General features: G+C 62.4%; 26 protein-coding genes. 19 read left to right on the forward strand and 7 right to left on the reverse strand.

Annotated elements, in window-relative coordinates:
• Positions 1-13 precede the first annotated feature (13 nt).
• The 3 genes from CLU90_RS22585 to CLU90_RS22600 are packed head-to-tail and all read left to right on the forward strand — an operon-like array spanning position 14 to position 5745.
• Positions 14-3709, forward strand: coding sequence for a tubulin-like doman-containing protein (locus tag CLU90_RS22585; protein ID WP_100428953.1), 3696 nt, complete (start codon positions 14-16; stop codon positions 3707-3709).
• A 33-nt stretch (positions 3710-3742) separates the two neighbouring features.
• Positions 3743-4957: a hypothetical protein gene (locus tag CLU90_RS22595; protein ID WP_157808882.1), complete on the forward strand. Its 1215-nt coding sequence runs from the start codon at positions 3743-3745 to the stop codon at positions 4955-4957.
• Positions 4958-4974: 17 nt separating this feature from the next.
• Positions 4975-5745, forward strand: coding sequence for a hypothetical protein (locus CLU90_RS22600; RefSeq protein ID WP_100428956.1), 771 nt, complete (start codon positions 4975-4977; stop codon positions 5743-5745).
• A 92-nt stretch (positions 5746-5837) separates the two neighbouring features.
• Here CLU90_RS22600 and trmL read toward each other — a convergent pair whose 3' ends face one another.
• Complete coding sequence (gene trmL / locus CLU90_RS22605; RefSeq protein WP_100428957.1) at positions 5838-6308, reverse strand: tRNA (uridine(34)/cytosine(34)/5-carboxymethylaminomethyluridine(34)-2'-O)-methyltransferase TrmL; 471 nt, start codon at positions 6306-6308, stop codon at positions 5838-5840.
• 24 nt (positions 6309-6332) lie between these two features.
• A complete protein-coding gene (locus tag CLU90_RS22610; RefSeq protein WP_100428958.1) occupies positions 6333-7088 on the reverse strand; it encodes a ComF family protein in 756 nt (251 codons plus the stop codon).
• A gap of 57 nt (positions 7089-7145) precedes the next feature.
• Between CLU90_RS22610 and CLU90_RS22615 the strand changes: the two genes are divergently transcribed.
• Complete coding sequence (locus CLU90_RS22615) at positions 7146-8069, forward strand: methyltransferase domain-containing protein (protein ID WP_232731301.1); 924 nt, start codon at positions 7146-7148, stop codon at positions 8067-8069.
• Positions 8070-8192: 123 nt separating this feature from the next.
• Here CLU90_RS22615 and CLU90_RS29420 read toward each other — a convergent pair whose 3' ends face one another.
• The gene (locus CLU90_RS29420; protein WP_139178444.1) at positions 8193-8456 is read right to left on the reverse strand and encodes a hypothetical protein; all 264 of its coding nucleotides are present in this window, start codon (positions 8454-8456) and stop codon (positions 8193-8195) included.
• Between the two features lie 79 nt (positions 8457-8535).
• Here CLU90_RS29420 and coxB point away from each other — a divergent pair, with 79 nt between their 5' ends.
• Genes coxB through CLU90_RS22640 form a run of 6 tightly spaced genes read left to right on the forward strand, consistent with a single transcriptional unit; the run spans position 8536 to position 13201 of the window.
• On the forward strand, positions 8536-9744 hold the full coding sequence (coxB, locus tag CLU90_RS22620; protein ID WP_092716952.1) for a cytochrome c oxidase subunit II: 1209 nt from the start codon (positions 8536-8538) through the stop codon (positions 9742-9744).
• Positions 9745-9757: 13 nt separating this feature from the next.
• Entirely contained in the window at positions 9758-11356 is a 1599-nt protein-coding gene (ctaD, locus tag CLU90_RS22625) for a cytochrome c oxidase subunit I (protein WP_034749009.1), read from the forward strand.
• Between the two features lie 51 nt (positions 11357-11407).
• Positions 11408-11515 (forward strand): cytochrome oxidase small assembly protein, encoded by a 108-nt coding sequence (locus tag CLU90_RS29955; protein ID WP_217635101.1) that lies wholly within the window; start codon positions 11408-11410, stop codon positions 11513-11515.
• Positions 11512-12084 (forward strand): cytochrome c oxidase assembly protein, encoded by a 573-nt coding sequence (locus tag CLU90_RS22630; RefSeq protein WP_092716955.1) that lies wholly within the window; start codon positions 11512-11514, stop codon positions 12082-12084. Before CLU90_RS29955 ends, CLU90_RS22630 begins: the two co-directional genes overlap by 4 nt.
• A gap of 9 nt (positions 12085-12093) precedes the next feature.
• Positions 12094-12300, forward strand: a complete 207-nt coding sequence (locus CLU90_RS22635; protein WP_034749002.1) for a DUF2970 domain-containing protein — start codon at positions 12094-12096, stop codon at positions 12298-12300.
• A gap of 40 nt (positions 12301-12340) precedes the next feature.
• Positions 12341-13201, forward strand: coding sequence for a cytochrome c oxidase subunit 3 (locus tag CLU90_RS22640; protein ID WP_092716958.1), 861 nt, complete (start codon positions 12341-12343; stop codon positions 13199-13201).
• 230 nt (positions 13202-13431) lie between these two features.
• Here CLU90_RS22640 and CLU90_RS22645 read toward each other — a convergent pair whose 3' ends face one another.
• Positions 13432-13632, reverse strand: a complete 201-nt coding sequence (locus CLU90_RS22645; RefSeq protein WP_034748996.1) for a twin transmembrane helix small protein — start codon at positions 13630-13632, stop codon at positions 13432-13434.
• A 36-nt stretch (positions 13633-13668) separates the two neighbouring features.
• On the opposite strand from CLU90_RS22645, the gene CLU90_RS22650 reads away from it, so the two are divergent.
• The 6 genes from CLU90_RS22650 to CLU90_RS22675 are packed head-to-tail and all read left to right on the forward strand — an operon-like array spanning position 13669 to position 18831.
• Positions 13669-14418, forward strand: coding sequence for an SURF1 family protein (locus CLU90_RS22650; protein WP_092716961.1), 750 nt, complete (start codon positions 13669-13671; stop codon positions 14416-14418).
• Complete coding sequence (locus tag CLU90_RS22655; protein ID WP_100428960.1) at positions 14399-15028, forward strand: SCO family protein; 630 nt, start codon at positions 14399-14401, stop codon at positions 15026-15028. The genes CLU90_RS22650 and CLU90_RS22655 overlap by 20 nt, the downstream gene beginning before the upstream one ends.
• 18 nt (positions 15029-15046) lie before the next feature.
• Positions 15047-16222 (forward strand): COX15/CtaA family protein, encoded by a 1176-nt coding sequence (locus CLU90_RS22660; protein WP_100429544.1) that lies wholly within the window; start codon positions 15047-15049, stop codon positions 16220-16222.
• Positions 16223-17122 carry a heme o synthase gene (gene cyoE, locus CLU90_RS22665; RefSeq protein WP_100428961.1) on the forward strand — a complete coding sequence of 300 codons (900 nt, stop codon included), beginning with the start codon at positions 16223-16225 and terminating at the stop codon, positions 17120-17122. It begins immediately after the preceding gene.
• Positions 17119-17712, forward strand: coding sequence for an SCO family protein (locus CLU90_RS22670; protein ID WP_100428962.1), 594 nt, complete (start codon positions 17119-17121; stop codon positions 17710-17712). Before cyoE ends, CLU90_RS22670 begins: the two co-directional genes overlap by 4 nt.
• Positions 17713-17754: 42 nt before the next feature.
• Positions 17755-18831, forward strand: a complete 1077-nt coding sequence (locus tag CLU90_RS22675; RefSeq protein ID WP_092716972.1) for an AI-2E family transporter — start codon at positions 17755-17757, stop codon at positions 18829-18831.
• Here CLU90_RS22675 and CLU90_RS22680 read toward each other — a convergent pair whose 3' ends face one another.
• The 3 genes from CLU90_RS22680 to nhaR all read right to left on the reverse strand — a co-directional run bounded on the left by CLU90_RS22680 (position 18832) and on the right by nhaR (position 22653).
• A complete protein-coding gene (locus tag CLU90_RS22680; protein WP_034749482.1) occupies positions 18832-20172 on the reverse strand; it encodes a hemolysin family protein in 1341 nt (446 codons plus the stop codon).
• A gap of 109 nt (positions 20173-20281) precedes the next feature.
• Entirely contained in the window at positions 20282-21616 is a 1335-nt protein-coding gene (locus tag CLU90_RS22685) for an MFS transporter (protein WP_100428963.1), read from the reverse strand.
• Positions 21617-21738: 122 nt separating this feature from the next.
• Entirely contained in the window at positions 21739-22653 is a 915-nt protein-coding gene (gene nhaR / locus CLU90_RS22690; protein ID WP_100428964.1) for a transcriptional activator NhaR, read from the reverse strand.
• A gap of 117 nt (positions 22654-22770) precedes the next feature.
• Between nhaR and CLU90_RS22695 the strand changes: the two genes are divergently transcribed.
• The 3 genes from CLU90_RS22695 to CLU90_RS22705 all read left to right on the forward strand — a co-directional run bounded on the left by CLU90_RS22695 (position 22771) and on the right by CLU90_RS22705 (position 25450).
• Positions 22771-23853 carry a DUF475 domain-containing protein gene (locus CLU90_RS22695; protein ID WP_100428965.1) on the forward strand — a complete coding sequence of 361 codons (1083 nt, stop codon included), beginning with the start codon at positions 22771-22773 and terminating at the stop codon, positions 23851-23853.
• Between the two features lie 131 nt (positions 23854-23984).
• On the forward strand, positions 23985-24560 hold the full coding sequence (locus tag CLU90_RS22700; RefSeq protein ID WP_092716984.1) for a TerD family protein: 576 nt from the start codon (positions 23985-23987) through the stop codon (positions 24558-24560).
• A 194-nt stretch (positions 24561-24754) separates the two neighbouring features.
• Positions 24755-25450, forward strand: coding sequence for a TIGR00266 family protein (locus CLU90_RS22705; RefSeq protein WP_092716987.1), 696 nt, complete (start codon positions 24755-24757; stop codon positions 25448-25450).
• Positions 25451-25488 lie beyond the last annotated feature (38 nt).

A 25488-nucleotide genomic window follows, 5' to 3' on the forward strand; every position in this document is an offset into this window, starting at 1 on the left:
CCAAGGAATCACCATGGCAGAGAACCTGAACCAAACCATCACCGGCGGCGCCAGCGAGCGCAAGCAGGACAAGATCATCGAACTGCGCCCGACCCTGTTCATCGGCATCGGCGGCACGGGCATGCAGGTGCTGATGCGCGTGCGCCGGCGCGTACTCAACACCCTGTGGGGCGGCGCGGGCAACCGCACGCGCATCGAGGGCTTGGCCGACTTTCCTATCGCGCAATTCATCCATTTCGACCTCGACAATGGCGCCGTGATCGAAAGCGGCGAGTCGCAGGCGAAGGACTTGCAGTTCGACCAGGTGAAGTTCACGGACGATGACAAGGTGGTCGAATCGTTCGACATGGACAAGTACAGCCGTGATGAAGATTCCTTGGAAAAATATCCGCACATCAAGGAATGGCTGCCGTTGACGCCGCAGCGCATCCGCGAATTGCGTTTCGACATGAGCAGCGGCGCCGGCCAGATCCGCGCCGTATCGCGCCTGTATTTCTTCGACAAGTACGCAAAGATCCGCGACAAGATCCGTCTGAAATTGAAAGCCCTGAAGGCGGGCCTGTCGCATGAGCGCCAGCTGGCCGAGCTGGGTTTGCGCATGGAAACGAACCGTTTCCGCATCGTCATCGTCGGTTCCGTGGCGGGTGGTACGGGTTCCGGCTCCTTCCTCGACATGGGCTTGCTGGCGCGCTGGCTGGCGCGCAGCGAAGTGGGCGCGGCCGACGTGGAGCTGATGTTGTTCTTGCCGACCGGCTACACCAAGGCCAACAAGGACCGGGTCGAGGCTAACGGCTATGCGGCGCTGATGGAGCTGGAATCGGCGATGATGGGCAACAAGGGTTATGTTGGCCGCTGGGATGCCTACGACCGTCCGGAACTGACGCGCGAGCCCTACAGCGAGGTTTACCTGATCGATTCGGGTAACCTTGCCCAGCAGCACACCAAGGATGTCAGCGACGTCTACCACATGGTGGCTGATTCGCTGTTCGAGGATTTCGCCTCGGCCGACTTCGCGCGCGCCAAGCGCTCGATCGCCGTCAACCAGGCGCAGCACAAAAACTCGCTGTACAACGCGCCCGTGCCGCAAGACCGCTTCGGCGACATGCGGCTGTATTTCTCGAAGCGCTTTTCCTCGTTCGGCATGGCCGTGCTCGACACGCGCCAGGAAGCGGCGCGCGACGAGCGGGCCCACCGCTGGGCCGGCGCCATGCTGCAAGCGTTCTTTGGCGTGGGCGGCACGGATGCGGGCGCCAACCGGGCCACGGATACGCAGCGCGATAACTTCCTCGCCGCCAATATGTTCCTGAAGGGCACGCCGTTCAGCGATTTCCCCGAGTTTTCCGACAAGAGCATCGAACTGAAGCGCTCCAGCGGCGACTTCATCGATTTCCGCGTCGTCGACGAATTGCTGGAAGACCGCCACGGCCACTTGCTGGCCGGCGTGGAAAACCGCGTCAACACGCGCATCAACGATATCCGCACGGGCTTTGACCGCAGCGAATGGCCGGCGCAAGTGCGCGATGCCATGAAGCACCTGGAACGCGACGCCGTGCGCGACCAGGATTCCACGGCCGACACGACGGAAGACCGCATCAGCAAGCGCCGCCGCGAAGTGCTGGAAGACGTCAAGAAAGTCGTGCGCGACCAGCTGTATGGCTACCTGGACAACAAGGAATTCGGCGGCCTCGAATACGTGCTGTCGCTGGTGGAACAGATCAAGGATCGCATCGAGGCGCCGGGCAGCGGACTGACGGCGCAGATCGGCAACAATGCCGAGCGCTACCGCGAAATCAAGGAAGCCGTGCGTTCGCGCGAATACGAGCGCCTGCTGAACAACCTGGAGCAGACGCGCAGCACCTTCGGCTTCCTCAGCAACGGCGAAAAGCAGGCGGGCGTGGTGATGGACCATTTACGCACGGAAATGGCGAATGCGCTGAAATTCCATCTGCGCGCCAAGGCGGCGGACGAGTCCGTGATTTTGCTGGGCGAACTGTCGCGCTGGCTGGGCAATCGTGTCGGCGTCGACGCGCAAGGCCGCGCGCAGTGGAATGGCCTGGTGGGCGAGCTGCAAACGGGCCGCGAAGGCGTGCTGGCCATGCTGGCCGAATTGAAAACGGCGAACACGATTTTGCAAAAGGACCTGGACAAGGAACACGCGACCCTGATCGTCATTCCCGTCACGGAAAAAGACATCGCGCTGCCATCGGCGGCCACCTTGCGCCAGTGGGCCGATGAAGCGTTCAAGGACATGGGCGGCTCGAAAGCGCTGTTCCCCATGCTGGGCGAACCGGCGCAGCGAGGCTTGATCCTGGCCAAAGTCACGCGCATGGCCGAAAACATGATCGCCACGACCAGCCTCGTGGAAGGGGCGACGAGCACGCCCGACCCGCTGTTCGAAGCGCTCGAACAGATGGAGGTGTCCGAACGCCTGGACCGTTTCCGCAAGCTGCTGGCCTGCTCGATGCCGTGGATCGACGCCAATATGGCGGGCGACTTCACGGTCGTGTCGGACCAGTTCAAGTGCGTGATCGGCGTGGCCAACGCGGCCGCCTTCAAGGCGAAGTTCGGCGCCGAGCTCGAATCGTGCATGCCGACCCAGGTGGGCATCACGGTGAGCCAGCTGGAAATCGTCGAAACGGGCATCCGCGGTCGCGCCGTCTGCTATTGCGAGCTGGCCGGCGTGCCGATGACGGTGCTGCGCGGCCTGGAAGGCTGGCGCACCAGTTACCGCAAGGAAGGCGACAACGACAAGGCGCCGACCCACACGCATATCGACCCGACGCAATTCACGCACCCGATCGCACCGAACACGGACGAGATGAAGCGCCTGGCGGAAGACTTCGGCGAATTCCTGCAAGCGATCATGCTGGGCGTGCTGACGCGCCACACGGGCCGCGTCGTGCCGCCGGGCCAGTACCAGTTTGCCGTCGAGCCGGGCGACTTGCGCCGTATCGGCAACGAGCGGGCCATCCGCCAGAACGGCATGCCCGCCTCGTACCAGAAAAATATCGCCCTGCGCATCGAGGAAAAATTGACGGCGCTTGACGCCGTGCAGACGGCCGCCATGGCGGCGCTGGCAAAATACTATGAACGCACCGTGTATGCGCCCAAGCTGGTGGCGCAGGCCGATGGTTCGCAGCTGCCCTACGTCGGTTTTGGCAGCGCCATTTCCGCCGAAGTGGGTGCGCGCCTGCGCGAGTCGGCGCGCCGCAAGGGCATGGCCAGCGACGAGCTCGACCGCACGGTGCAAACCCTGCTGGGCCGCCTGAAGGAATGGGCGAACGTCATCGGCGACTCCGACAGCGATGCCTATGACTGGGAAGTGCGCGAGCCGGAAGCGGACGGCCAGCCGCGCCTGAAGTACGCGATCAAGGCGGAAATGCTGGAAGCGGGGCGCCTCGAGCAATTGCTGCGCCCGGCCGGCGCGGCCGTTGCCCCGGCGGCGGCCGTGTTCGGCATGGCGCAGCCACCGCTGGGCGGCATGCCGCCGCTGGTGGAATACCAGTATTTCCTGGGCATTAATGGCCAGCAGCAGGGACCGTTTACGGCCCAGCAGATCGTGCAGTACGTGCAGGCGGGACAGGTCGCACCGGCCACCACCAAGGTGTGGCGCGCCGGCTTGCCGGCCTGGGCCGACTTGGCCCAGTTCCCCGAACTGGCGCCCTTGTTCCTCAGCGCGCCGCCACCGTTGATGCCGCCGCCCCTGTGAACGCTGGAATGACGCTGGAATGAAGGAATAGTTTTGGATATTTGTAACAAATGCAAGACGGGCCTGTGGACCGTTGTCAGCCATTGCCCGTACTGCGGTCACGTGGTGGCGGGTGCTGCCCAGCCAGCCGCGGCCGTGCCGCCGCCGCTGCCTGTGCCAGAGCCTTTGCCAGTGCCAGCACCGCCGCCGGTAGCGCCCAAGCCGCCGCCCGTGCCGGTGGCGCCTGCGCCTGCGCCGAAGGCGGTACCGAAACCGGCTGTCGTTCCACCGCCAGCGCCGCCGAAGCCGGTCCAGCCGCAAGCCGTGCCCAAGCCCGCGCCCGTGCCGCCATCGGTGCCACCCGTGCCATCACCGCCGCGCAAGTGGCTGCGCTGGCTGGGCGGCATCGCCGTGCTGGCGGCCGTCATCGTCTACATGAATGGCAAGCCGGGCGGCAAGAATGAATCGGCCTGCAATGACGCCATCGATAGCGGCCTCAAGCTGGTAGCGGATGGCAGCCTGGACGGCGCCCGCCAGAAGCTGGCGACGGCGAAGAATGTATGCACGGGCAAGTCCAGCGCGAAGGCCGACGATTTGCAGGCGGCCATCGGCAAGGCCGGCGCCGCGTCTAGCGGCTGCCAGCGCAGTGTGCGCGCCATCGAGCGCGCGATCGACGGCCATCAATTGCAGAGCGCCGCCAAGGGCATTGCCGCGCTCGACATCGATTGCGCGGGCGCATCGAGCGTCGATTCCTTGCGCAAGCAGCTGGCGCGCCAGCAGGCGGCAGCCGCGTCCGTGCTGGTGGGCGTGCGCCAGGCGCTCGACGGCAAGGATGCGACGGCGGCACAAAATGGCATCGCCAGGCTGGAAGCGATCGACCGCGAAGCGGTGGAATTGCCGCAGTTGAAGGCGGACGTGCGGGCGCTGTCGGCGCCTGCCCCTGTTTCTGTCCAAGCCCCGGCGCCGGTATCAATGCCGGCACAGCAGGAACCGGCGCCCGCGCGCGCGGTCGAACGCTCAGCGCTGGCCGAACGCCGTCCGCCGGAAACGGCGCCCGTCGATAGCGGCGCGGCCATGCGCAACGAGATGGCGCAATCGTTCCTGCGCGATGCCGAGCGTTCTTTGCTGGAAGGCAAATTCGATGCGGCCAAGACGTATCTGGAAAGCGCGCGCCGCGTCGATCCGGGCAATGCGCGCATCGACAATTTGTCGCGCCGCATCCGCGAGCGCGAACGGCAAGTGCTGCAGACGGAAACAACGATCAATTAGCAATCTGGGGAGTCACCATGCTGAACCACACTACCATGCGCGCTGCCGCTGCGCTGACCATCGCGGCCATGCTGGCCGGCTGCGCCACGGCGCCGATGAACCCGAACGGCGTACGCCAGGATAGTTCCTATCCGCAAGGCGGAACCCAGGCGGCCACGGATGAAGACCCGTGCAGCGTGGGCACCTCGGCCGCTGCCGGCGCGGCCGTGGGAGCGCTGCTGGGGGCATTGGCGGGAGGCAAGAATGGCGCGCTGAAGGGCGCGGCCATCGGCGGCGGCCTGGCGGCGGCCGGTTGCCTGGCCATCAATGTCAATTCGCGCCAGACCAAGACGGCGGCACAGGCCGACCGCGACTATATCCGCACACGGGGCGCGCTGCCGCGCGAGCCGCAAGTGGTGTCGTACACGCCGCAGCTGAGCGCCTCGACCGTCAAGCGCGGCCAGCCGTTCAAGGTCAATTCGGTGGTGGAACTGGTCAACGGCAGCGCACAAAGCGTCAACGACGTGCGCGAAGAGCTGGTCGTGCTCGATCCGCAAGGCCAGCCGTTCAAGTCCGGCTCGAAAGCGCTGGCCAGCAACAACAAGTCGGGCGGGCGCTTTGAAAACTCGTTCCAGCTGACCTTTCCGGAAGGCGTGTCGCAAGGCGTGTATGGCGTCAGGACGAATCTGTACGTGAACGGCAAGCTGGCCGCCACGCGCGACTTGCGTACGCAGCTGGTGATGCTGGATGTGGATACGCGCGTTGACGCGCAGCTGGCGCTGCGCAGATCGCCGTATGCAAACGGGTAGGTCGGATTAGCGGGGTAAAGCCCCGCGTAATCCGACAACACCACTAACGCCAACAATGTTGTCGGATTACGGCCCCTTGGGCCTAATCCGACCTACGCGCCGCCCTGGTAGCCATGCTGGCGCCACGCTTCGTAGACGACCACGGCCACCGTATTCGACAGATTCAAACTGCGGTTGTCCGGGCGCATCGGCAGGCGGATGCGTTGTTCGGCGGGAAAGCCGTCGCGCAGGGCCGGTTCCAAGCCCTTTGTTTCCGAGCCGAATACGAATACGTCGCCCGGCAGGAAGGCCACGTCGCCGAACGGACGCGAGCCGCGCGTCGTCATGGCGAACATGCGGGACGGGTCGGGCTGGGTGTCGGCCAGGAACGCGTCCCAATTCTTGTGCACCTTCATGTTGGCGTAATCGTGGTAATCGAGGCCGGCGCGCTTCATCTTGGCATCGTCGAGCGGAAAGCCCAGCGGTTCGACCAGGTGCAGCTGCGCGCCCGTATTCGCGCACAGGCGGATGACGTTGCCCGTATTGGGCGGGATTTCAGGTTCTACCAAAACAACGTGAAACAAAATGCTCTCCTTATATAAGTGATGCTAGCGTGGCGGCGTGCGCGCCACCACCAGTATGCTGACCCTGGCCGCGCCCGCGCTCTTGCAGGCGGCCGCCAGGGCGTTGACGGTATGGCCGCTGCTCATCACGTCGTCGACGATGCCGACATGACACCCTTGCAATAGCGGGGCGTGTTCGGGCGCGATGGCGAATGCGTGCGCCAGGTTGGCTTGCCGTTCCTGCGGCGCCACGCCGCTTTGCGCCCGGGTTTCGCGCACCCGCAGCGCCAGGCGGGGCTGCAGCGGAACGTCCAGCAGGCGCGCCAGCGGACGGGCAATTTCCAGCGCCTGATTAAAGCCCCGTTCGGCCAGCCGGGCCGGGCCCAAGGGCACCGGACACAGCAACTGCGGCGCCTCCCACTCTGGTTGTTGCTGAATGGCAACATGCAGCAGTTGCGCAAACAGGGGCGCCAGCGCCAGGCGCGCGCCGAATTTCAGCTGCAGCAGCAACTGGTCGACGGGCGCCGCATAATCAAACGCCGTGATCGTGGCGTCATACGCGGGCCCGTGGCGCAAACAGCGTCCGCACAACAACGCCACCTCGATGTCCGCGAGCGGATTGGCGCACTGGCGGCAGCGGTGGCGCAGTTGCGCCAGATACTGCGCGCGGCAGGGCGGGCACAGCACTTGCGGGCAGCCCATGCCGCACAGCGCGCATTGCGCCGGCAGCACCGTGGCGCCCAGCCACAGCCGCAGCGCCTGCCACGCGGCATCAAGGCGGTGCCGGGTGGCCGTCCGCATCGCGATGGCCTCGTTCCATGTACACTGCCGACATTATCTCACCTCACCCGATTCAACATGCCAGTTCCCACCAGTCCGCCCAAAATGAGTGCGCCCATCGATGCGGTGCAAGTACGCGATTTCTTTTCCCGTCCGGCGCGCGTCGCGCCATCGGACTTCCTGCGCCGCGAAGTGTCGGCACGCATGCACGAGCGCCTGGAGCTGGTGAAAATCACGCCCTTGCGCGTGCTCGACGCCGGCTGCGGCCCGGGCGCGGACTTGGCGCAGTTGCACAAGGATTATCCCGCCGCGCAGATCATCGGTCTCGATGCAGCGCAAGCGATGATGCAGGCGGCGCGCGCGCCCGCGTCGAAACTGGCCGGCCTGAACCAGTTCCTGAGCAAACTCTTGCCGGCCAAGGCGGGTGTGGATTTGCTGTGCGGCGACCTGGGCGACTTGCCGCTGGCGGCCAACAGCGTCGACCTCGTATGGTCGAACCTGGCGCTGCACTGGCACGCCCAGCCCGACCGCGTGTTTGCGGAATGGCGGCGCGCGCTGCGCCTCGATGGCTTGCTGATGTTTTCCTGTTTCGGTCCCGACACCTTCCGCGAAGTGCGCGACGCCTTTGCCGAGGCGGACTTGTATCCGCACGCCTTGCCCTTTGTCGACATGCACGACTTTGGCGACATGCTGGTCGAGACGGGCTTTTCCACGCCCGTGCTGGACATGGAGATCATCACCGTGACCTACGACACGGCGGAAAAACTGCTGGCGGACGTGCGCGCCTTCGGCGGCAATCCGCTGACCACGCGCCGGCGCGGCCTGATGGGCAAGGCGGCCTGGCAGCGCATGCTGGCCGCGCTGGAAAAGATGCGCCGTCCCGACGGCAAGCTGGGCCTGAGTTTCGAGGTGATCTATGGCCACGCCTTCCGTCCCGCGCCGCGCGTGACGCGCAACGGCGAGGCGATCATCCGTTTCGACCTGCCGCGCAAGCCCAAATAAAAGGGCAAAGAAACCGACACTTGGTCGGCATCCGCGCATGGATGTTGCAGCAAGCGTTGCAAAGCGCGCGGCGGCCGGGAGACGTGCGCGCACAAAGCCGATTATTGCTTGATGGATTCAAGTTTACTTGATTATAATCGTTGATTGTTTGTCAGCTTGCCAAGTAGAAAAAACAAGGGCTGCATACAAAATAAAAAAAACAAAGCGAGACGAATTCGAAGTTACTGCATTAGTATAGTAACCATCTTCCACACGAGGCCATTTCGATGTGGGGAAGAAAAACAGGGTTCCAGCATGGTTGTGCGCCGCCGTTTTTGCTGCGGCAGCCAGCATGGAATTCGCTGGTGCTTGACGCGCATGGCCGTATTCCGGCCGTGTTGCTTTCATGGAGGAGCGGCAGCGGTCCAGTACGGAGAAGTCCGCAGCCGTTTAAAATATCATTATTTTTTGGGTGGTTGGGGAAAACATGACACATGCAAAGCGACTTCAATCGTTGCTGCTCGGGCTGTCTTTGACAGCGTTTGGCATCGGGCGATGGGCCACGGCGGCACCGGCTGCCGGCACCTATCCCGGCACCGGCGGTCCCGTGCCGCTCGAAATGAATCTGCAGCCGCCGGCGACACAGATCGCCCATGAAATCTACGATTTGCACACCCTGATGATGATCATCTGCCTGGTGATCTTCGTGGCCGTGTTCGGCGTCATGTTTTACTCCATCTTCAAGCACCGCAAGTCCCTGGGCCACAAGCCGGCCACTTTCCACGAAAGCACCACCGTCGAGATCGCCTGGACCGTCGTGCCTTTCCTGATCGTCATCGGCATGGCCCTGCCTGCCACGCGCACCGTCGTCGGCATGAAGGATACCTCGAACGCCGATATCACCATCAAGGCCACGGGCATGCAGTGGAAATGGGGCTATGACTACCTGAAAGGCGAAGGCGAAGGCATTTCCTTCCTTTCCAACCTGTCCACGCCGCGTTCGCAAGTGGGTGCGCCGGGCGCGCCGCCGACGGAAAAACGCGGTGAAAACTACCTGATCGAAGTCGATAACGAAGTCGTCGTGCCGGTCAACAAGAAGATCCGCATGGTACTGACGGCCAACGACGTCATCCACGCCTGGTCCGTGCCCGCCTTCGGCGTCAAGCAGGATGCGATTCCCGGCTTCGTGCGCGACACCTGGTTCAAGGCCGACCATATCGGCACCTTCCGCGGCAATTGCGCCGAGCTGTGCGGCAAGGAACACGCGTTCATGCCCATCGTCGTCAAGGTCGTATCGAACGAAGACTACAAGGCCTGGGTTGATGTAAAACAAAAGGAAATGGCCGCATTGGCTGATGATCCAAGCAAGGTGTGGACCATCGACGAATTGAAGGTCAAGGGCGAGAAAGTGTATACGGCCAACTGCGTGGTCTGCCACCAGGCGACGGGCAAGGGCGTGCCCGGTGCGTTCGCGCCGCTGGACGGCTCGGCCGTGGTGAATGGTCCGAAAGCGGCACAGATCCACGTCTTGCTGAACGGGCAAAAGAGCGGCAAGTATCCCGCTGAAATGCCAGCCTGGAAACAGCTGTCCGACACGGACATTGCCGCAGTGATCACTTACACGCGCAATTCGTGGTCGAACAAGGCCGCAGAGAACATCGTTCAACCAGCCGAAATCGTGGCTGCACGCAAGTAATTAGGAGCCGCATATGAGTACTAGCACGAGCACCTTGGACCACGCCGGTCACGATCACGACCATGCCCACGACCACCCGACTGGCTACCGCCGCTGGCTGTTTGCCACCAACCACAAGGATATCGGTACCCTGTACCTGTGGTTCTCGTTCATCATGCTGCTGTCGGGCGGCGTGCTGGCCCTGATGATACGCACGGAACTGTTTCACCCAGGCCTGCAATTTTTCCACCCAGAATTTTTCAATCAGCTGACCACGATGCACGGCCTGGTGATGGTGTTTGGCGCCATCATGCCGGCCTTCGTCGGCTACGCCAACTGGATGATCCCGCTGCAAGTGGGCGCGTCCGACATGGCGTTTGCCCGCATGAACAACTTCTCGTTCTGGTTGCTGCCACCGGCCGCGCTGCTGCTGGCCACGTCCTTCCTCGTGCCGGGCGGCGCCACGGCTGCCGGCTGGACCCTGTATGCGCCGCTGTCGACGCAGATGGGGCCCGGCATGGACATGGCGATTTTCGCCATGCACCTGATGGGCGCCTCGTCCATCATGGGTTCGATCAACATCATCGTCACCATCCTGAACATGCGCGCACCCGGCATGACCCTGATGAAAATGCCGATGTTCTGCTGGACCTGGCTCATTACCGCCTATCTGCTGATCGCCGTCATGCCCGTGCTGGCCGGCGCCATCACCATGACCCTGACGGACCGCCATTTCGGCACCTCGTTCTTTAACGCGGCAGGCGGCGGCGACCCCGTCATGTACCAGCACATCTTCTGGTTCTTCGGCCACCCCGAGGTCTACATCATGATTCTGCCGGCCTTCGGCATCGTCTCGCAGATCCTGCCCGCGTTTGCCCGCAAGCCTTTGTTCGGCTACGCCTCGATGGTGTACGCCACGGCCTCGATCGCGATCCTGTCCTTCATCGTCTGGGCGCACCACATGTTTACCACCGGCATGCCGGTGACGAGCCAGCTGTTCTTCATGTACGCGACCATGCTGATCGCCGTGCCGACAGGCGTGAAAGTGTTCAACTGGATCGCCACGATGTGGAAGGGTTCCATGACGTTCGAGACGCCGATGCTGTTCTCGGTCGGCTTCATCTTCGTGTTCACCATGGGCGGCTTCACGGGCCTGATCCTGGCCGTGACGCCGATCGACATCCAGCTGCAGGATACCTATTACGTGGTGGCGCACTTCCACTACGTGCTGGTGGCCGGTTCGCTGTTCGCCCTGTTCGCCGGCTTCTACTACTGGTCGCCGAAATGGACGGGCCACATGTACAACGAGACGCGCGGCAAGATCCACTTCTGGCTGTCCCTGATCACGTTCAACGTGACCTTCTTCCCCATGCACTTCCTGGGTCTGGCCGGCATGCCGCGCCGCTACGCCGACTATCCGGCGCAGTTCACGGACTTCAACATGATCGCCTCGATCGGCGGCTTCGGTTTCGGCCTGATGCAGGTGTACTTCCTGTTCTTCGTGGTCTTGCCGACCATCCGCGGCGGCAAGGCTGCGCCGGCGAAGCCATGGGAAGGCGCGGAAGGCCTGGAATGGACCGTGCCGAGCCCGGCGCCTTTCCACACGTTTGAAACGCCGCCGACCGTGAAATGAGGTATCCCGGGCCGGCGTGTTGCGCGGCCCGTCTTGCATAAAGTGCCTGTCATGACCGAACGTAAAAAACCGAACAACCTGCGTACCGGGCTGATACTGGCCGCCCTGGCGGCCTTCTTCTTCCTGTCCGTGTTCGCCAAACGGCTGTGGCTGTCGTGACGACGCCCGCGCAACAGGAAACACGCGGTCTGAACCGCAAGATGCTGGGCAAGCTGCTCGTCATTGCCGTGCTGATGTTCGGCTTTGGCTATGCCCTGATTCCCGTCTACAAGCAAATTTGCGAAGTGATGGGCATCAACGTGCTGACGCAAAAAGATGGCACGGTGGCTTACGACAACAATACGCAGGTCGACACGACGCGCAGCATCACCGTCGAGTTCGACGGCAATGCGCAGGGGCCTTGGCGCTTCCGCCCGACCGTGTCGAGCATGCAGGTGCATCCGGGCGAACTGGTGACCGTCATGTATGAAGTGGTCAACACGCAAAACCGCGTCGTCAATGCGCAAGCCATCCCCAGCTATGCGCCGCAAAGCGCCACGCCGCATTTCAAGAAGGTCGAGTGCTTCTGCTTCAAGCAGCAGACCCTGAAGGCCAAGGAAGCGCGGCAGATGCCGGTGGTGTTCTTTCTCGACCCGGCCCTGCCGAAAGAGGTGAAGACCATCACCCTGTCGTACACGTTTTTCGAGATTGCCGGTCTGAGCCAGGCTCAGACGCCGGCCGTCCAATAGGAGAGTGACATGGGCGAATCCAAGCAGCCTGAAAAAGCGTCGTTCCTGTACTCGCTGCGAGCCGTCGTATGGTCGTTTACAGGCTTGCGCCGCAAGAGCGATTTCGACACGGATTCGGCCAAGCTCAATCCCGTGCACATCGTCATCGCCGGTTTCCTGGTGGTGGCTTGCCTGATCGGCATCCTGATTTCAATTGTTAAATTCGTCGTTTTATAAATTATAAAAAACCACCCTACAAGTTTTTGAGGAGATGATGATGAGTTCCAACCACGCCGCCGCACCCTATTATTTCGTGCCCGGGCCGTCGCGCTGGCCCATGCTGGGCGGCGCCAGCCTGCTGCTGACCATGATCGGCGCCTCGGCCTGGGTCAATGACGTCTCCTGGGGCCCGTACGTGAACTACCTGGGCATCGCCGGGATCCTGCTGGTGCTGTATTTCTGGTTCGGCGACGCCATCAGCGAGTCGGAGCAGGGCCTGTACAGCGAGCGCATCGACCACTCTTTCCGCTGGAGCATGAGCTGGTTCATCTTTTCGGAAGTCATGTTCTTCGCCGCCTTCTTCGGCGCCCTGTTCTATGCGCGCAGCATCTCGATGCCGTGGCTGGCCGACCTCGACCACAAGGTGATCTGGCCTGATTTCGCCGCCCACTGGGGCAATACTGGCCCGGCCGGCACGGTGCAGGAATTCACCACCATGACGCCGTTCTGGATTCCAACCATCAATACGGCCCTGCTGCTGACGTCGGGCGTCACCTTGACGATTTCCCACCACGCGCTGCGCGCCGGCCACCGCGCCATGACGGCCCTGTTCCTGTTCGCCACCATCGTACTGGGCGCCATCTTCATGGGCTTCCAGGTCTACGAATACATGCACGCCTACAGCGAACTGAACTTGAAATTGACGTCGGGCATCTACGGCGCCACCTTCTTCATGCTGACGGGTTTCCACGGCTTCCACGTGACCCTGGGCGCCATCATGCTGTCCGTCATCTTGTACCGCGTGCTGAAAGGCCATTTCACGCCGGAACACCACTTCGGCTTCGAAGGCGCCGCCTGGTACTGGCACTTTGTCGACGTCGTCTGGCTGGGCCTGTACGTGGTCGTGTATTGGTTATAATGGCGGGGAAGGGCGCGCGCAGTTAGCGCTTGCGCCGGCACCATAAAAAAAGCCGTACCGGGACATCCTGGGTACGGCTTTTTTTCTGATGAGTGGATTTTTGCCATAGATGCAAGAGAATGCTGACCCCAAACCCGTCGTACAGCCGGGGTCGGTCCCTGCGGGATTGGAATCCGCCCCATTGGGGCGCATTCCCCCTTCAGGTCCGACCCCGGTATTTGTCCTTGGGTTTAATGAATTCCCGTCGGCTGGATATAGCCGAGCTTGTGCGCCAGCAGGATCAGCAGGAACAGGGTGATCGACAAGCCCACGCGCAGGGCCAGCGCCTGCACCGTGCGGTTGCTCTTGCCCTTGTCGCGCATGAGGAAGAACAGGGCCGAGCCCAGGCTGCCCAGGATCAGGATGAAGGCGATGGCAACGAGAATTTTCATGGATGGTAGCGCCAGGCTTGAGGAGGTTTCATTGTAATGCGTATCCGCTTCCATTTTAGATGGATTCCATTTGTTGTAATGCTGCTACTGGTGGCCCTGGGCGTGTCGCTGGCGCAATGGCAGCAGCGCCGTGGCGACGAGAAAGTCGCCCGCGCGGCCCGGCTCGCGGCGGGCAACCAGGCCGCACCGCTGGCATTGACGGCCGCGCCCATGCTGCCGGCCGATGCGCAAGCGATCGAATATCGCAGGATCACCGTCACGGGCCATTTCGTGCCCGCCTGGACGGTGTACCTGGACAACCGCCCCTACAAGGGCCAGGCCGGTTTCCACGTGCTCACGCCGTTCCGGATCGACGGTTCGGCCATGCACGTGCTGGTGGCGCAAGGCTGGCTGCCGCGCAACAATGCCGAGCGCACGCGCATTCCCGATTACGCCAAGCCCACGGGCACGGTGACGATTTCCGGCATCGCGCGCCTGAACGCGGGCCATGTGATGGAACTGGGCACGGCGCCGGCCTTGGCGCCGCACGCCATCGTGCAAAATGCCGATATCGGCCAGCTGGCCCAGGCGAGCGGCCTGGCCTTGCAGCCCTTTATCCTCGAACAAACAGTTGATCCCGCAGCAACGGCGCCAGCGTCCAGCCAGCTTCCCGTGCGCGACTGGCCGGCGCCCGACCTGGGCGCCGACAAGCACCGCGGCTATGCATTCCAGTGGTACGCACTGGCACTGATGGCTTTTCTATTTTTTGTCTTTACAGGATTTCGACGTGCAAACAAACAGCCCTGACACAACGCAAGACAGCAACGATAAGCAGGCGCAGAATACGGGACGATGGAAATTGCTGGCCGTCGTGGCCGTGTGCGCCTTTCCCATCATCGCTTCGTATTTCACGTATTACATCATCAAGCCCACGGGCCGCAACAATTACGGCGCCCTGATCGACCCGCGTTTGTACCCGATCCCCGAGGCACAGCTGCAGGTGACGGAACTGGACGGCAAGGCGTCGCCGCTGGCGCAATTCAAGGGCAAGTGGGTATTGCTGCAAACGGGGCCATCCGATTGCCTGGAAGCGTGCAAGAAGCAATTGTTTGACATGCAACAACTGCGCCTCATGCAGGGCAAGGAGCGCGAACGCCTGGAACGGGTCTGGCTGGTGACGGATGGCCAGCCGCTCGACACCCTGGTGATGCGCGAATTCGACGGCACCAGCATGCTGCGCGTCAATGGCGACGCCCTGAAGGCCTGGCTGCCCGTGGAGCCGGGAGGCAAGACCAGCGACCATCTGTATTTGATCGATCCGCTGGGCAATCTGATGATGCGTTTCCCGAAAGACGCGGACCCGAACAAGATCAAGAAAGACATCGCCAAGCTGCTCAAAGCTTCGGCGATCGGTTGAGGAGTCCGCATGCCGACGATGCATCTCTCCGCGCTGGCCCAGCTGGGCCTGACGGGTCTGCTGGTGGCGCTGCTGCCGCTGACCATGGTCTGGGTGTCCGCGGACGCCAATAAATACCGCAAGCTCGTGTGGATCGCCGTCTTCCTGACGGTCGACCTGATCATGTTTGGCGGCTTTACGCGCCTGTCCGATTCCGGCCTCGGCTGCCCGGACTGGCCCGGCTGCTACGGTTCGGCCAATCCTTTCCTTGCGCACGAGCATATCGTCGCGGCGGAAACCCTGATGCCGACGGGCCCCGTGACGGTGGTCAAGGCCTGGATCGAAATGACGCACCGCTACCTGGCCATGGCCATCGGCGTCTTGATCGTGGCGATGATGGTGCAGGCATGGCGCCAGTGGCGCAAAAGCCAACGGCAGGAATTTGCGCCCGCGCTGCCGACGGCGCTGTTCCTGTTCGTCTGCCTGCAGGGCGCGTTCGGCGCCTGGACGGTGACATTGAAACTGCAGCCGGTGATCGTCACCATCCACTTGCTGCTGGGCATGGGCTTGCTGGCCATGCTGACGTGGCTGGGCGGGCGCCAGGACCATGCCGTGAAACCCTTGCTGCGCGCCGATGCGGACGCTGCCGTGCTGCGCCCGGTGCGCGCGCTGGCCGTCATGTCGCTCGTGCTGTTGACGGTGCAGATCGCGCTGGGCGGCTGGGTGAGTACCAACTACGCCACGCTGGCCTGCACGGATTTCCCCCTGTGCGGCGGCAAGGTGATTCCGGAAATGGATTTCGAGCATGGTTTCCATCTGTGGCGCGAGCTGGGCAAGACGGCCGCCGGACATTATTTACCGTTTTCCGCGCTGACGGCCATCCACTGGGTGCACCGCAATTTCGCCTTCATCGTGCTGGCCGGCGTCGGCTACACCGTGTTTCGCGCATGGAAACTGCCGTCCCTGCGCGGCACGGCACGCTGGGTCGCGCTGGTGCTGGCCCTGCAGGCGGCCACGGGCCTGGCGACGATCTACCTGAGCTGGCCGCTGTCGATTGCTGTCCTGCATAACGGCGGGGCGGCGCTGCTCGTGTTATTGCTGACCATGTTAAACTACAAGGCTAAATTCCAACTCGATGTAGCGCGCAACGTTCAGCGCGCTTGCGCCTCCGCGCCAGTGCCCTCGGCACAAGCCAGTCCTTCCCGTACCGCATAAATGACTACTCAGACCATCAGCCGTAAACCTTCCCCCCGCATCGCCCAGTATTGGGCGCTGACCAAGCCCCGCGTGACGCAACTGGCCGTGTTTTGCGCCGTCATCGGCATGTTCCTGGCCAGCGAAGAGTTGCCCGACTGGCACGCGGTGGTGTTCGGCACCATCGGTATTTGGCTGCTGGCCGGCGCCGCGTTTGCCGTCAATTGCCTGGCCGAGCGCGAAATCGATGCGCGCATGGCCCGCACGGCGCGCCGCCCGATGGCCATGGGCGACATCACGGTGAAACAGACCGTGGTGTTCGCGCTGCTGATCGGCGGCCTGGGCATGGCGATTTTGTACCACCTCGTCAATCCGCTGACCATGTGGCTGACCTTTGTCACCTTTGTCGGCTATGCCCTGATCTACACCATGGTATTGAAACCGGCCACGCCGCAGAACATCGTCATCGGCGGCCTGTCCGGCGCCATGCCGCCCGCGCTGGGCTGGGCGGCCGTCGCCAACGACGTGCCGATGCAGGCCTGGCTGCTGGTCCTGATCATTTTCGTATGGACGCCGCCGCACTTCTGGGCCCTGGCCATGTACCGCCGCGACGATTACGCGCGCTCGGGCCTGCCCATGCTGCCTGTCACGCACGGCATGCAATTCACGCAATTCCACGTCTGGCTGTACTCGATCGCGCTGGCCGCCACCACCTTGCTGCCGTACGCGGTGCGCATGAGCGGCCTGATCTACCTGGCGTCTGCCGTGCTGCTCAACGCCGGCTTCCTGTACTACGCGTGGAAGATGTACCGCCACTACACGGACCTGATCGCGCGCAAGGCGTTTACTTTTTCCATCATCTACCTGGCATTGCTGTTCGCGGCCTTGCTGGTCGACCACTACATTCCTATCGGCTCATGAAAAAATACCTGACCCTGTTGCTGGCGGCCGCGCTGGTCGCCGTCCTGGCCGGCTGCGGCAAGCCTGCCGTACCGAAGCTGGCATTCAAGAACACGGACGTGACGGGCCTGGGCTATGCGCGCGAGTTCGCGCTGACGGACCACACGGGCCATCCGCGCACCCTGGCCGACTACAAGGGCAAGCTGGTGCTGATGTTCTTCGGCTACACGCAATGCCCGGACGTCTGCCCCACCACCATGGCCGACATGGCCCAGGTGATGCGGGAAATGGGCCCGCAGGCGGACCAGGTGCAAGTGCTGTTCGTCACGGTCGACCCCGAGCGCGACACGCAGCAATTGCTGGCGCAATACGTGCCCGCCTTCGACAAGCGTTTCGTGGGCCTCTACGGCAGCCTCGAAGCGACGGCCAAGGTAGCCAAGGAATTCAAGGTGTACTACGCCAAGGTCGAGGGCGAGACGGACAGCAGCTACACGGTCGACCACACGGCCGGCACCTATGTCTTCGACCGCGAAGGCAAGATTCGCCTGTTCGTGCGCCACGGTGAAAAGCCTGCCGCCATCGCGCACGATCTTAAACTTCTGCTATCCTGACCCGGTCGCGCCCGAGGGCGCCATCTTCAGGATATGCAGTACATGGACAAACGTTTCGAGCCCCACGCCCGCCTGGCAGCCATCATCTTTTTGTTGATCGGCTGCTTTTTCGTCTTGCGGCCCTTCCTGGCCGCCATGCTGTTTGCCGCCTGCGTGGGTATTTCCAGCTGGCCCCTGTATCTGCTGCTGCTGGAACGCCTGAAAGGCCGGCGCAACTGGGCGGCCGCCATCATGACCCTGTCGCTGCTGCTCGTCATCGTGCTGCCGCTGGCCCTCGTCACCTACAATCTGGCCGACAATGTGTCGCGCATCTATGAACAGTTGCGCGCCGCGCTGGAAGCGGGCGGCCTGCATCCGCCGGCCTGGCTGGCCAGCATTCCCGTGGTGGGCGAAACCATCGCCGGCTACGTGGAGCGCCTGCTCGGTGACCGCGAGGAATTACTCAATCTGGGCAAGACGATGCTGGAGCCGGCGCGCCATTTCCTCGCCTCCGGCGGCATCCTGCTGGGTACGGGCCTGGCGCAGACCAGCCTGGCCGTGTTCGTCAGCTTCTTCCTCTACCGCGACGGCCAGCAGCTGAGCCGCGCCCTGATGACGGGCGCCGGGCGCATCATCGGCGACAGCGCGCCGGGCGTGGGCCTGACCATCAGCCGCACCGTGCGCGGCGTCATGTACGGTTTGCTGGGTACGGCGCTGGCGCAGGCGCTGGTGGCCGTGGTCGGCTTTCTGATCGCCGGCGTGCCGGCCGTGGCCCTGCTGGGCGTGGCCACCTTCATCTTTTCGCTGATCCCCGTCGGACCGCCCCTGATCTGGGGCGGCGCCGCCATCTGGCTGTTTTCCGACGGCCAGACGGGCTGGGGCATCTTCATGCTGGTGTGGGGCGCCTTGCTGATCAGCGGCGTGGATAACGTCGTCAAACCCATGCTGATCAGCCGGGGCAGCAGCCTGCCGTTTTTGCTGGTGTTGCTCGGCGTGCTGGGCGGTGTGCTGGCCTTCGGCTTCGTCGGCATCTTTATCGGGCCGACCCTGCTGGCGGTGCTGTACAGCTTGCTGCAAACGTGGACGGTGGGCGAGACCACCGTGCCGCAGGGCAAAGATACCCTGACGAGCAAGAAGTAATTAATCTCTTAAATCGGCATCCAGATCCCGTTCCTGCTTCGGGATCACTTTAATGAGCACGATGCGGGGTCCGTTCATCTTCTTGACGACGATGTCGAAGTCGACAAAGGTGATGCGCTGGCCCTGCTTCGGAATGTCACCGAGCTTGACCATGATCAGGCCGCCCACCGATTCCACGTCGTCCAGTCCCAGCTCCTCGTTTTCGATATCGATGCCGAGGATGCGTTCGAGCGAAAAGATGGGCAGGCTGGCCTTGCCGATCAGGGTGCCGTCGCTTTGCTTGAGCCAGTCGTTTTCATTGCGGCGGAATTCGTCGCGGATTTCGCCGACCATGGCGCCGAGCAAGTTGTCCAGGGTGATGAAACCCAGCGGGCGCTTGCCCTTTTCGCCGATCAGGGCGAAGTGGGGCGCGCCGTCGCGAAAGCGCCGGAACAGTTCCAGCGCCGGCGTGCGCGCGGAAATGATGTCGACGGGACGCAGGAACGGCGTGAGCGAGGTGATCGGCTTGCCCGCCTGCTGGGCAAAGAACAGATCCTTCAGGTGCACCACGCCCAGCACGTCGTCTTCATTCGTGTCGAAATACGGATAGCGGCTGAAGCGGTTGCGCAGCACCGTGTCGAGGTTTTCTTCCAGGGTGTTCGAGGCGTGCAGGGCGATTACTTCATTGATCGGGCGCATCAGGTCCGACACCGTCATCTGTTCGAAATCGAGCGACTGGGCCAGGATGTTGCGCTCGTCGCGCGTAAACTTTTCGCCGGGCTGGCTGGTGCGCAGGATCAGTTTCAGTTCTTCGGACGAGTAATGGGCGTCGTGGCCGCCCTTGCCGGACAGGCCCGCCAGGCGCAGCACCCAGTTGGCGCTGGCGTTGAGCAGGTAGATGGCCGGGTACATGGTCCAGTAAAAGCCGTACAGGGGAATCGCGCTCCACAGGCCCACGGCTTCCGGGTTGCGGATGGCCATCGATTTGGGTGCCAGCTCGCCCACGACGATATGCAGGAAGGAAATCACGCTGAAGGCGACGACGAAGGACACGCCATGGATCAGCTCTTGCGAGGTGACGCCGATGGCGCCGAACAGCGGCTCGAGCAGGCCGGCGAATGCCGGTTCGCCGACCCAGCCCAGGCCCAGCGACGCCAGGGTGATGCCCAGCTGGCAGGCGGACAGATAGGCGTCCAGCTGGCCATGCACCTTGGCCAGGATGCGGCCCCGCAGTCCCTGCGTCTTGGCGATGGCGCGGATGCGTGTGCGCCGCAAGGTGACGATGCCAAACTCGGCGGCAACAAAAAAACCGTTCAGCGCGACCAGGAAGAGGGCGAGCAGGACTAGCAAGACATTGTGCATGGGGGCGCTGAAGATGGGCTGGTAAAACGTCATCTTAAACGACGAAGGGCGCCATAGCCTAATTTTGCCGCGCGCCACCCGGCCAGGGGCGGGCGCGCGGACGGCGGCCCTAGGCTTTGGCGGCCGTTTGCGGTCCGCCGCGCATGGCAAAGACCATGGCGGCCGAGACGACGGCGGGGATGGCGACGACGAGGAAGATCGTGCTGTTGGGCCAGTTCAGGCGGATCAACTCGCCACCGAGCACGGGACCGATGATGGAGCCGATGCGGCCCACGCCCAGGCTCCAGCCTATGCCCGTCGAGCGCAGGGTGGTCGGGTAGTAGCTGGCCGCCAGGGCGTTGACGGCAGGCTGGCCGCCCACCACGCAAAAGCCGGCGATGAAAATCGTGATGAACAGGAAGGCCAGCGACACGTCCGGACGGCCGATCAGGGCAATGGCGACGGCGGCAACGAGGAAGCACGGCAGCAGGATGCGGCGGAAGCTCGAGCGGTCGATCAGCTGGCCCATGACGAGGGTGCCGAGGGTGCCGCCCACTTGCAGGGCCGTGCCGGCCAGCACGGCGTTGGCGGTCGACAAGCCCGCTTCCTTGGCGATCGTCGGCAGCCAGTTCGACAGGAAATACAGGTTCAGCAAGTTCATGAAGTTGATGACCCACAGCAGTATCGTCATCTTGGCGCGGCCGCCCGTAAACAATTGCAGCACGGGCGCGCCCTTGTGTTCCTTCTCATGCACGACATACTGCGTGTCGGCCGTGATGCTCACCGTCGGATCGATGCGTTTCAACCACTGCGCCACCTTGTCCAGCTTGCGTTTTTTCAGCACGAGGAATTGCATCGATTCCGGCAGCAGGAAGAACATCAGCACGCCGATGACGAGCGGCACCACGCCGCCCACGTAAAACACGGATTGCCAGCCGAAGGCGGGAATCAGCGCGGCGGACAATAAACCGCCGAGCACGGCGCCCAGGGTAAAGCCGCACGAGACCAGCATCATCAGGGTGACTTTCCTGCGCAGGGGGCTGTATTCGCCGGCCAGCGCCATGGCGTTCGGCATCACGGCGCCCAGGCCCAGCCCGGTAATGAAGCGTATCAGCTGCAATTGCTCGATGTTGGTTGCCAGCGGCGTGACCAGCATGCAGAGGGAAAAGAAGATGGTCGAGCCGATCAGCACCGGGCGGCGGCCGAATTTGTCGGCCGTGATGCTGAACACGAGCGAGCCGACCAGCATGCCCAGCAGGCCCGCGCCGAACACGGGACCCAGGTTGGCCTTGCTCACATGCCAGTCCGCGATGATGGCGGGCGCCACGTAGCCCATCGCCTGCACGTCGAAACCATCCATGATGACGCACAGCCCGCACAGGATCAGCATGCCGATCTGGAAGGAGCCGATCCTGTTGTTATTGATGAGATCGGGAATATCGATCGTCTTGCCTGCCATGGACATGGTGCCGCTCCTGTTTTTATGGTGATCGCGTCCTTCCGGCGAGGGAAGGGCGCGTGTTTGTCTCAGGCTTCATTACAATCGCTTTTGATTGATTATTCAAACGTTATTTTCGAATGGATTTATCAGGTTTCCTTGTGAATCTTTGGCGCGCGCTCGATGGCGGCCAGGATCACGTCCAGCGCCGGATGCATGATCTTGCGCTCGTTCGAGATGACGTAGAACTGCTCGCGCAGGGATGAGGCGTCGCCGACCAGCACGGCGCCGAATTGCTCCTCGATATCGGCCGCCAGGCTGGCGGACGCGAAGAACAGGCCCAGGCCCTTGCGGCCAAATGCGTTGAGCATGGCGTTGTCTTCGAATTCGCCGACGACGTCGGGGCGCACGCCTTGCTGCACCATCCATTCGTCGATGCGCCCGCGCAAGGCGTTATTGCGCGCGGGCAGCAGGAAAGGCGCGCCGTGCAGGCTGTGCGGGAAATTGTCGCGGTATTGCTCGGCCAGCGCGGGGCTGCCGAACAGTTTCATGGCGCTCTCGCCCCACAGGTGGCTCGATACGCGCAGGCTGGCGCCGGCGGGCACGGCGCGGTCCGTCAATACCAGGTCCAGCTTGTGCAAGGCCAGGTCGGCCAGCAGCGATTCGAATTCATCTTCCAGGCACACGAGCTTGATGGGCTGGTCCAGGCTGCGCGTGGCGTCAAGCATGCGATAGGCCATCAGTTTCGGCAGCGAATCGGAAATGCCCACGGTCAGGCGCATCTTTTCCGCGTCGGCGTCGGCCAGCGCGTCCTGCATCTGCTCGCCCAGCAGGAAAATCTGGTCCGCATAGCCGAGCGCCAGGCGGCCCGCTTCCGTCGGCACCAATCGCCGTCCCTGCGGCTGCAGCAGCGACTTGCCCAGCTCCTTTTCCAGCAAGGCCAGTTGGGTGCTGATGGTTTGCACGGCCAGGCCCAGCCGCTCGGCCGCGCGCGTCACGCCGCCTTCCTTGGCGACCACCCAAAAGAAGTACAAATGGCGGTAATTGAAGCCCGTGGTTTTCATCGATCCATCCTCTATCTTCTGTTTTTACGAAGTAATACTTCCATTATCTTCTATTTTTAAATGTGTCACACGTCCCTATACTACCTTCCATTGAATTTGGATAAAGGGGAACTATCGATGAAACATTTCAGAGTGTCATTCTTGGTGACATTCATCTGCCTGGGCATTTCCGCCTGGTGGGGTTACACGCACGGTGGCGTGCAGACGATGCTGGCGGCGCTCGGTATCGCGGTAATCCTGGGCGTGATGGAAGTGTCGCTGTCGTTTGACAACGCGGTGGTCAATGCGTCGGTGCTGAAGAACTGGGACAAGTTCTGGCAGAACCTGTTCCTGGGCGTGGGCATCATCATTGCCGTCTTCGGCATGCGTTTGCTGTTCCCGCTGGTTATCGTGGCGCAAGCGGCGGACCTGGGTTTGATGGAAGTATGGAATCTGGCACTGAGCAATCCGGAACAGTACTCGATGCACCTGACGAACCACCATGCGGAAGTGGCGGCTTTCGGCGGCATTTTCCTGCTGCTGGTGTTCCTGAACTTCCTGCTGGATGACGAAAAAGAAACGCACTGGCTGGGCCGTATTGAAGAAAAACTGGGCGCGCTGGGCAAGGTATCGTCGATTTCCGTGATGATCGCGCTGGGCACCCTGATGGCCAGCCTGTCGATGATCGATGAAGGCCAGAAACTGGTGGTCCTGACGGCCGGCCTGTGGGGCATCCTGACCTACGTGGGTGTCGATGTGATCAGTGGCTTGCTGGAAGGCGACAACGGCGACGGCAACATGGGCGACATCGTCAAGCGTGGCGGTATCGGCGGCTTCCTGTACCTGGAAGTACTCGATGCATCGTTCAGCTTTGACGGCGTGATCGGCGCGTTCGCCATCACCAAGGATGTCGTGATCATCATGCTGGGCCTGGCTATCGGCGCGATGTTCGTGCGGTCGATGACGGTGTTCCTGGTGCGCAAGGGCACGCTCGACGAGTTCGTTTATCTGGAGCACGGCGCGCACTATGCGATCGGTATCCTGGCCGTGATCATGTTGGTCAGCATGAAGTTCCACATTCCCGAGATCTTCACGGGGCTGATCGGCGTGGCCTTCATTCTCGCTTCGCTGTGGTCGTCGATCCGTTACAAGCGACGCATGGCCTTGCTGGAAGGCACGGACGATAAACAGCCTGAGCTGGAAGCAGCAGCCAAGGCGTAAGAGATACGCGGCAAACGCCACACCCGTTTGCCAGCGTGATGCAGCAAGCGCCATCCCTGGTCCGGGGAGTCGGACCGGAGAAGGCGCCAGGTGTACCAATCGTTTTTTATTTCACATAGGAGAAATACATCATGGCAATCAGTCTGCAAAAAGGCGGCAACGTCAACCTGAGCAAGGAAGCTCCCGGCATCTCGAAGATGATCATCGGCCTGGGCTGGGATGCCCGCGCCACGGATGGCGCCGCGTTCGACATCGACGGTTCCGTGTTCCTGTTGAAGGCGGACGGCAAGGTGCGCGCCGACCTCGACATGATTTTCTACAACAACCTGAAATCGAGCGACGGCTCCGTCACCCACTCGGGCGACAACACCACGGGCGCCGGCGATGGCGATGATGAAACCGTCATCGTCGACCTGGCCACGGTGCCAGCCGAGATCGACAAGATCGCCGTCTGCGTGACGATACACGATGCCGAAGCGCGCAAGCAAAACTTTGGTATGGTATCGAAGGCGTACGTACGCTGCGTGAATGCCAACGGCAACACGGAAATCGCCCGCTTCGACCTGTCGGAAGACGGTTCGGCCGAAACGGCCATGGTCTTCGGCGAAATCTACCGCAATGGCGGCGATTGGAAATTCAAGGCCATCGGCCAGGGTTATAAAGGCGGTCTGGGGCCACTGGCTGCCTCGTTCGGCGTCGGCGTATAAGGTAGCCACACCAAACCTACTGCGCGGTGCGCTTTGCGGCCGGCGATGCTCACCGTACTAAAGTACGGTTGCGCTTCTCGGCCACAAATCACATCCGCTCGCTACGGTTTTGTGCGGCACCGTTACTCTGTATTAACGGCGGTTCATTATGGGAGCCGTCTCCATCATTGCCTAGTTGAGGAAGGAACAGTCAGATGCCAGTGTTTACTATTACCGGGGACGTCGACCCGTTCCTGCATGTGTCGCTTGCCAAGGGCGAGAAGATTTATTGCGAATCCAATGCGATGGTGATGATGGAAACCAATCTTGAGCTGAAAGGCAAGATGACGGGCGGCATAGGCGCCGCGCTGATGCGCACCTTTGCCAACGGGGAATCGTTCTTTCAGCAGCATATCGAGGCCATGCGTGGCGACGGCGACTGTCTGCTGTCGCCCACCTTGCCTGGCGCGATGCGGGTGCTTGAGATTGGCGCCCAGCAATACATGATCAGCGACGGCGCCTTCGTGGCGGCCAGCGCTGGCGTGGAATTGAAGGTGCGCACGCAGAGCCTTGGCAATGCGCTGTTTGCCCAGAGCGGTGGCTTTTTCATTACCGAGACGGCAGGCAGCGGCCAGTTGGCGGTGTCCGGTTTTGGCGCGATGTCGATACTGGAAGTGACGCCTGGCAAGGACGTGGTGATCGATAACTCGCACGTCGTGTGCTGGGACAACCGCCTGCAATACGAAATTTCCATGACGACCGGCAGCAGCGGCGGCTTTCTGGGGAACCTGATCAACAGCCAGACCAGCGGCGAGGGCGTGGTACTGAAGTTTTCAGGCACGGGAAAAATCCTCGTCTGCTCGCGCAACCGCGCGGCCTTCCTCGCCTGGACCCAAAGCAAGCCGGCGTAACTAATATTTGATGTAACCAAGCAAACAGGAGCTATGCG

Source organism: Janthinobacterium sp. 67 (assembly GCF_002797895.1).
GTDB lineage: Bacteria > Pseudomonadota > Gammaproteobacteria > Burkholderiales > Burkholderiaceae_D > Janthinobacterium.

Coding starts and splice junctions, on each gene's coding strand:
- coxB (WP_092716952.1), top strand. CDS start 8,536: ATGACACATGCAAAGCGACTTCAATCGTTGCTGCTCGGGCTGTCTTTG.
- CLU90_RS22615 (WP_232731301.1), top strand. CDS start 7,146: ATGCCAGTTCCCACCAGTCCGCCCAAAATGAGTGCGCCCATCGATGCG.
- CLU90_RS22670 (WP_100428962.1), top strand. CDS start 17,119: ATGAAAAAATACCTGACCCTGTTGCTGGCGGCCGCGCTGGTCGCCGTC.
- CLU90_RS22650 (WP_092716961.1), top strand. CDS start 13,669: ATGCGTATCCGCTTCCATTTTAGATGGATTCCATTTGTTGTAATGCTG.
- CLU90_RS22585 (WP_100428953.1), top strand. CDS start 14: ATGGCAGAGAACCTGAACCAAACCATCACCGGCGGCGCCAGCGAGCGC.
- ctaD (WP_034749009.1), top strand. CDS start 9,758: ATGAGTACTAGCACGAGCACCTTGGACCACGCCGGTCACGATCACGAC.
- CLU90_RS22695 (WP_100428965.1), top strand. CDS start 22,771: ATGAAACATTTCAGAGTGTCATTCTTGGTGACATTCATCTGCCTGGGC.
- nhaR (WP_100428964.1), bottom strand. CDS start 22,653: ATGAAAACCACGGGCTTCAATTACCGCCATTTGTACTTCTTTTGGGTG.
- CLU90_RS22680 (WP_034749482.1), bottom strand. CDS start 20,172: ATGCACAATGTCTTGCTAGTCCTGCTCGCCCTCTTCCTGGTCGCGCTG.
- CLU90_RS29420 (WP_139178444.1), bottom strand. CDS start 8,456: ATGAAAGCAACACGGCCGGAATACGGCCATGCGCGTCAAGCACCAGCG.
- CLU90_RS22610 (WP_100428958.1), bottom strand. CDS start 7,088: ATGCGGACGGCCACCCGGCACCGCCTTGATGCCGCGTGGCAGGCGCTG.
- CLU90_RS22635 (WP_034749002.1), top strand. CDS start 12,094: ATGGGCGAATCCAAGCAGCCTGAAAAAGCGTCGTTCCTGTACTCGCTG.
- CLU90_RS22675 (WP_092716972.1), top strand. CDS start 17,755: ATGGACAAACGTTTCGAGCCCCACGCCCGCCTGGCAGCCATCATCTTT.
- CLU90_RS22645 (WP_034748996.1), bottom strand. CDS start 13,632: ATGAAAATTCTCGTTGCCATCGCCTTCATCCTGATCCTGGGCAGCCTG.
- CLU90_RS22700 (WP_092716984.1), top strand. CDS start 23,985: ATGGCAATCAGTCTGCAAAAAGGCGGCAACGTCAACCTGAGCAAGGAA.
- CLU90_RS29955 (WP_217635101.1), top strand. CDS start 11,408: ATGACCGAACGTAAAAAACCGAACAACCTGCGTACCGGGCTGATACTG.
- CLU90_RS22660 (WP_100429544.1), top strand. CDS start 15,047: ATGCATCTCTCCGCGCTGGCCCAGCTGGGCCTGACGGGTCTGCTGGTG.
- CLU90_RS22705 (WP_092716987.1), top strand. CDS start 24,755: ATGCCAGTGTTTACTATTACCGGGGACGTCGACCCGTTCCTGCATGTG.
- cyoE (WP_100428961.1), top strand. CDS start 16,223: ATGACTACTCAGACCATCAGCCGTAAACCTTCCCCCCGCATCGCCCAG.
- CLU90_RS22685 (WP_100428963.1), bottom strand. CDS start 21,616: ATGTCCATGGCAGGCAAGACGATCGATATTCCCGATCTCATCAATAAC.
- CLU90_RS22640 (WP_092716958.1), top strand. CDS start 12,341: ATGAGTTCCAACCACGCCGCCGCACCCTATTATTTCGTGCCCGGGCCG.
- CLU90_RS22600 (WP_100428956.1), top strand. CDS start 4,975: ATGCTGAACCACACTACCATGCGCGCTGCCGCTGCGCTGACCATCGCG.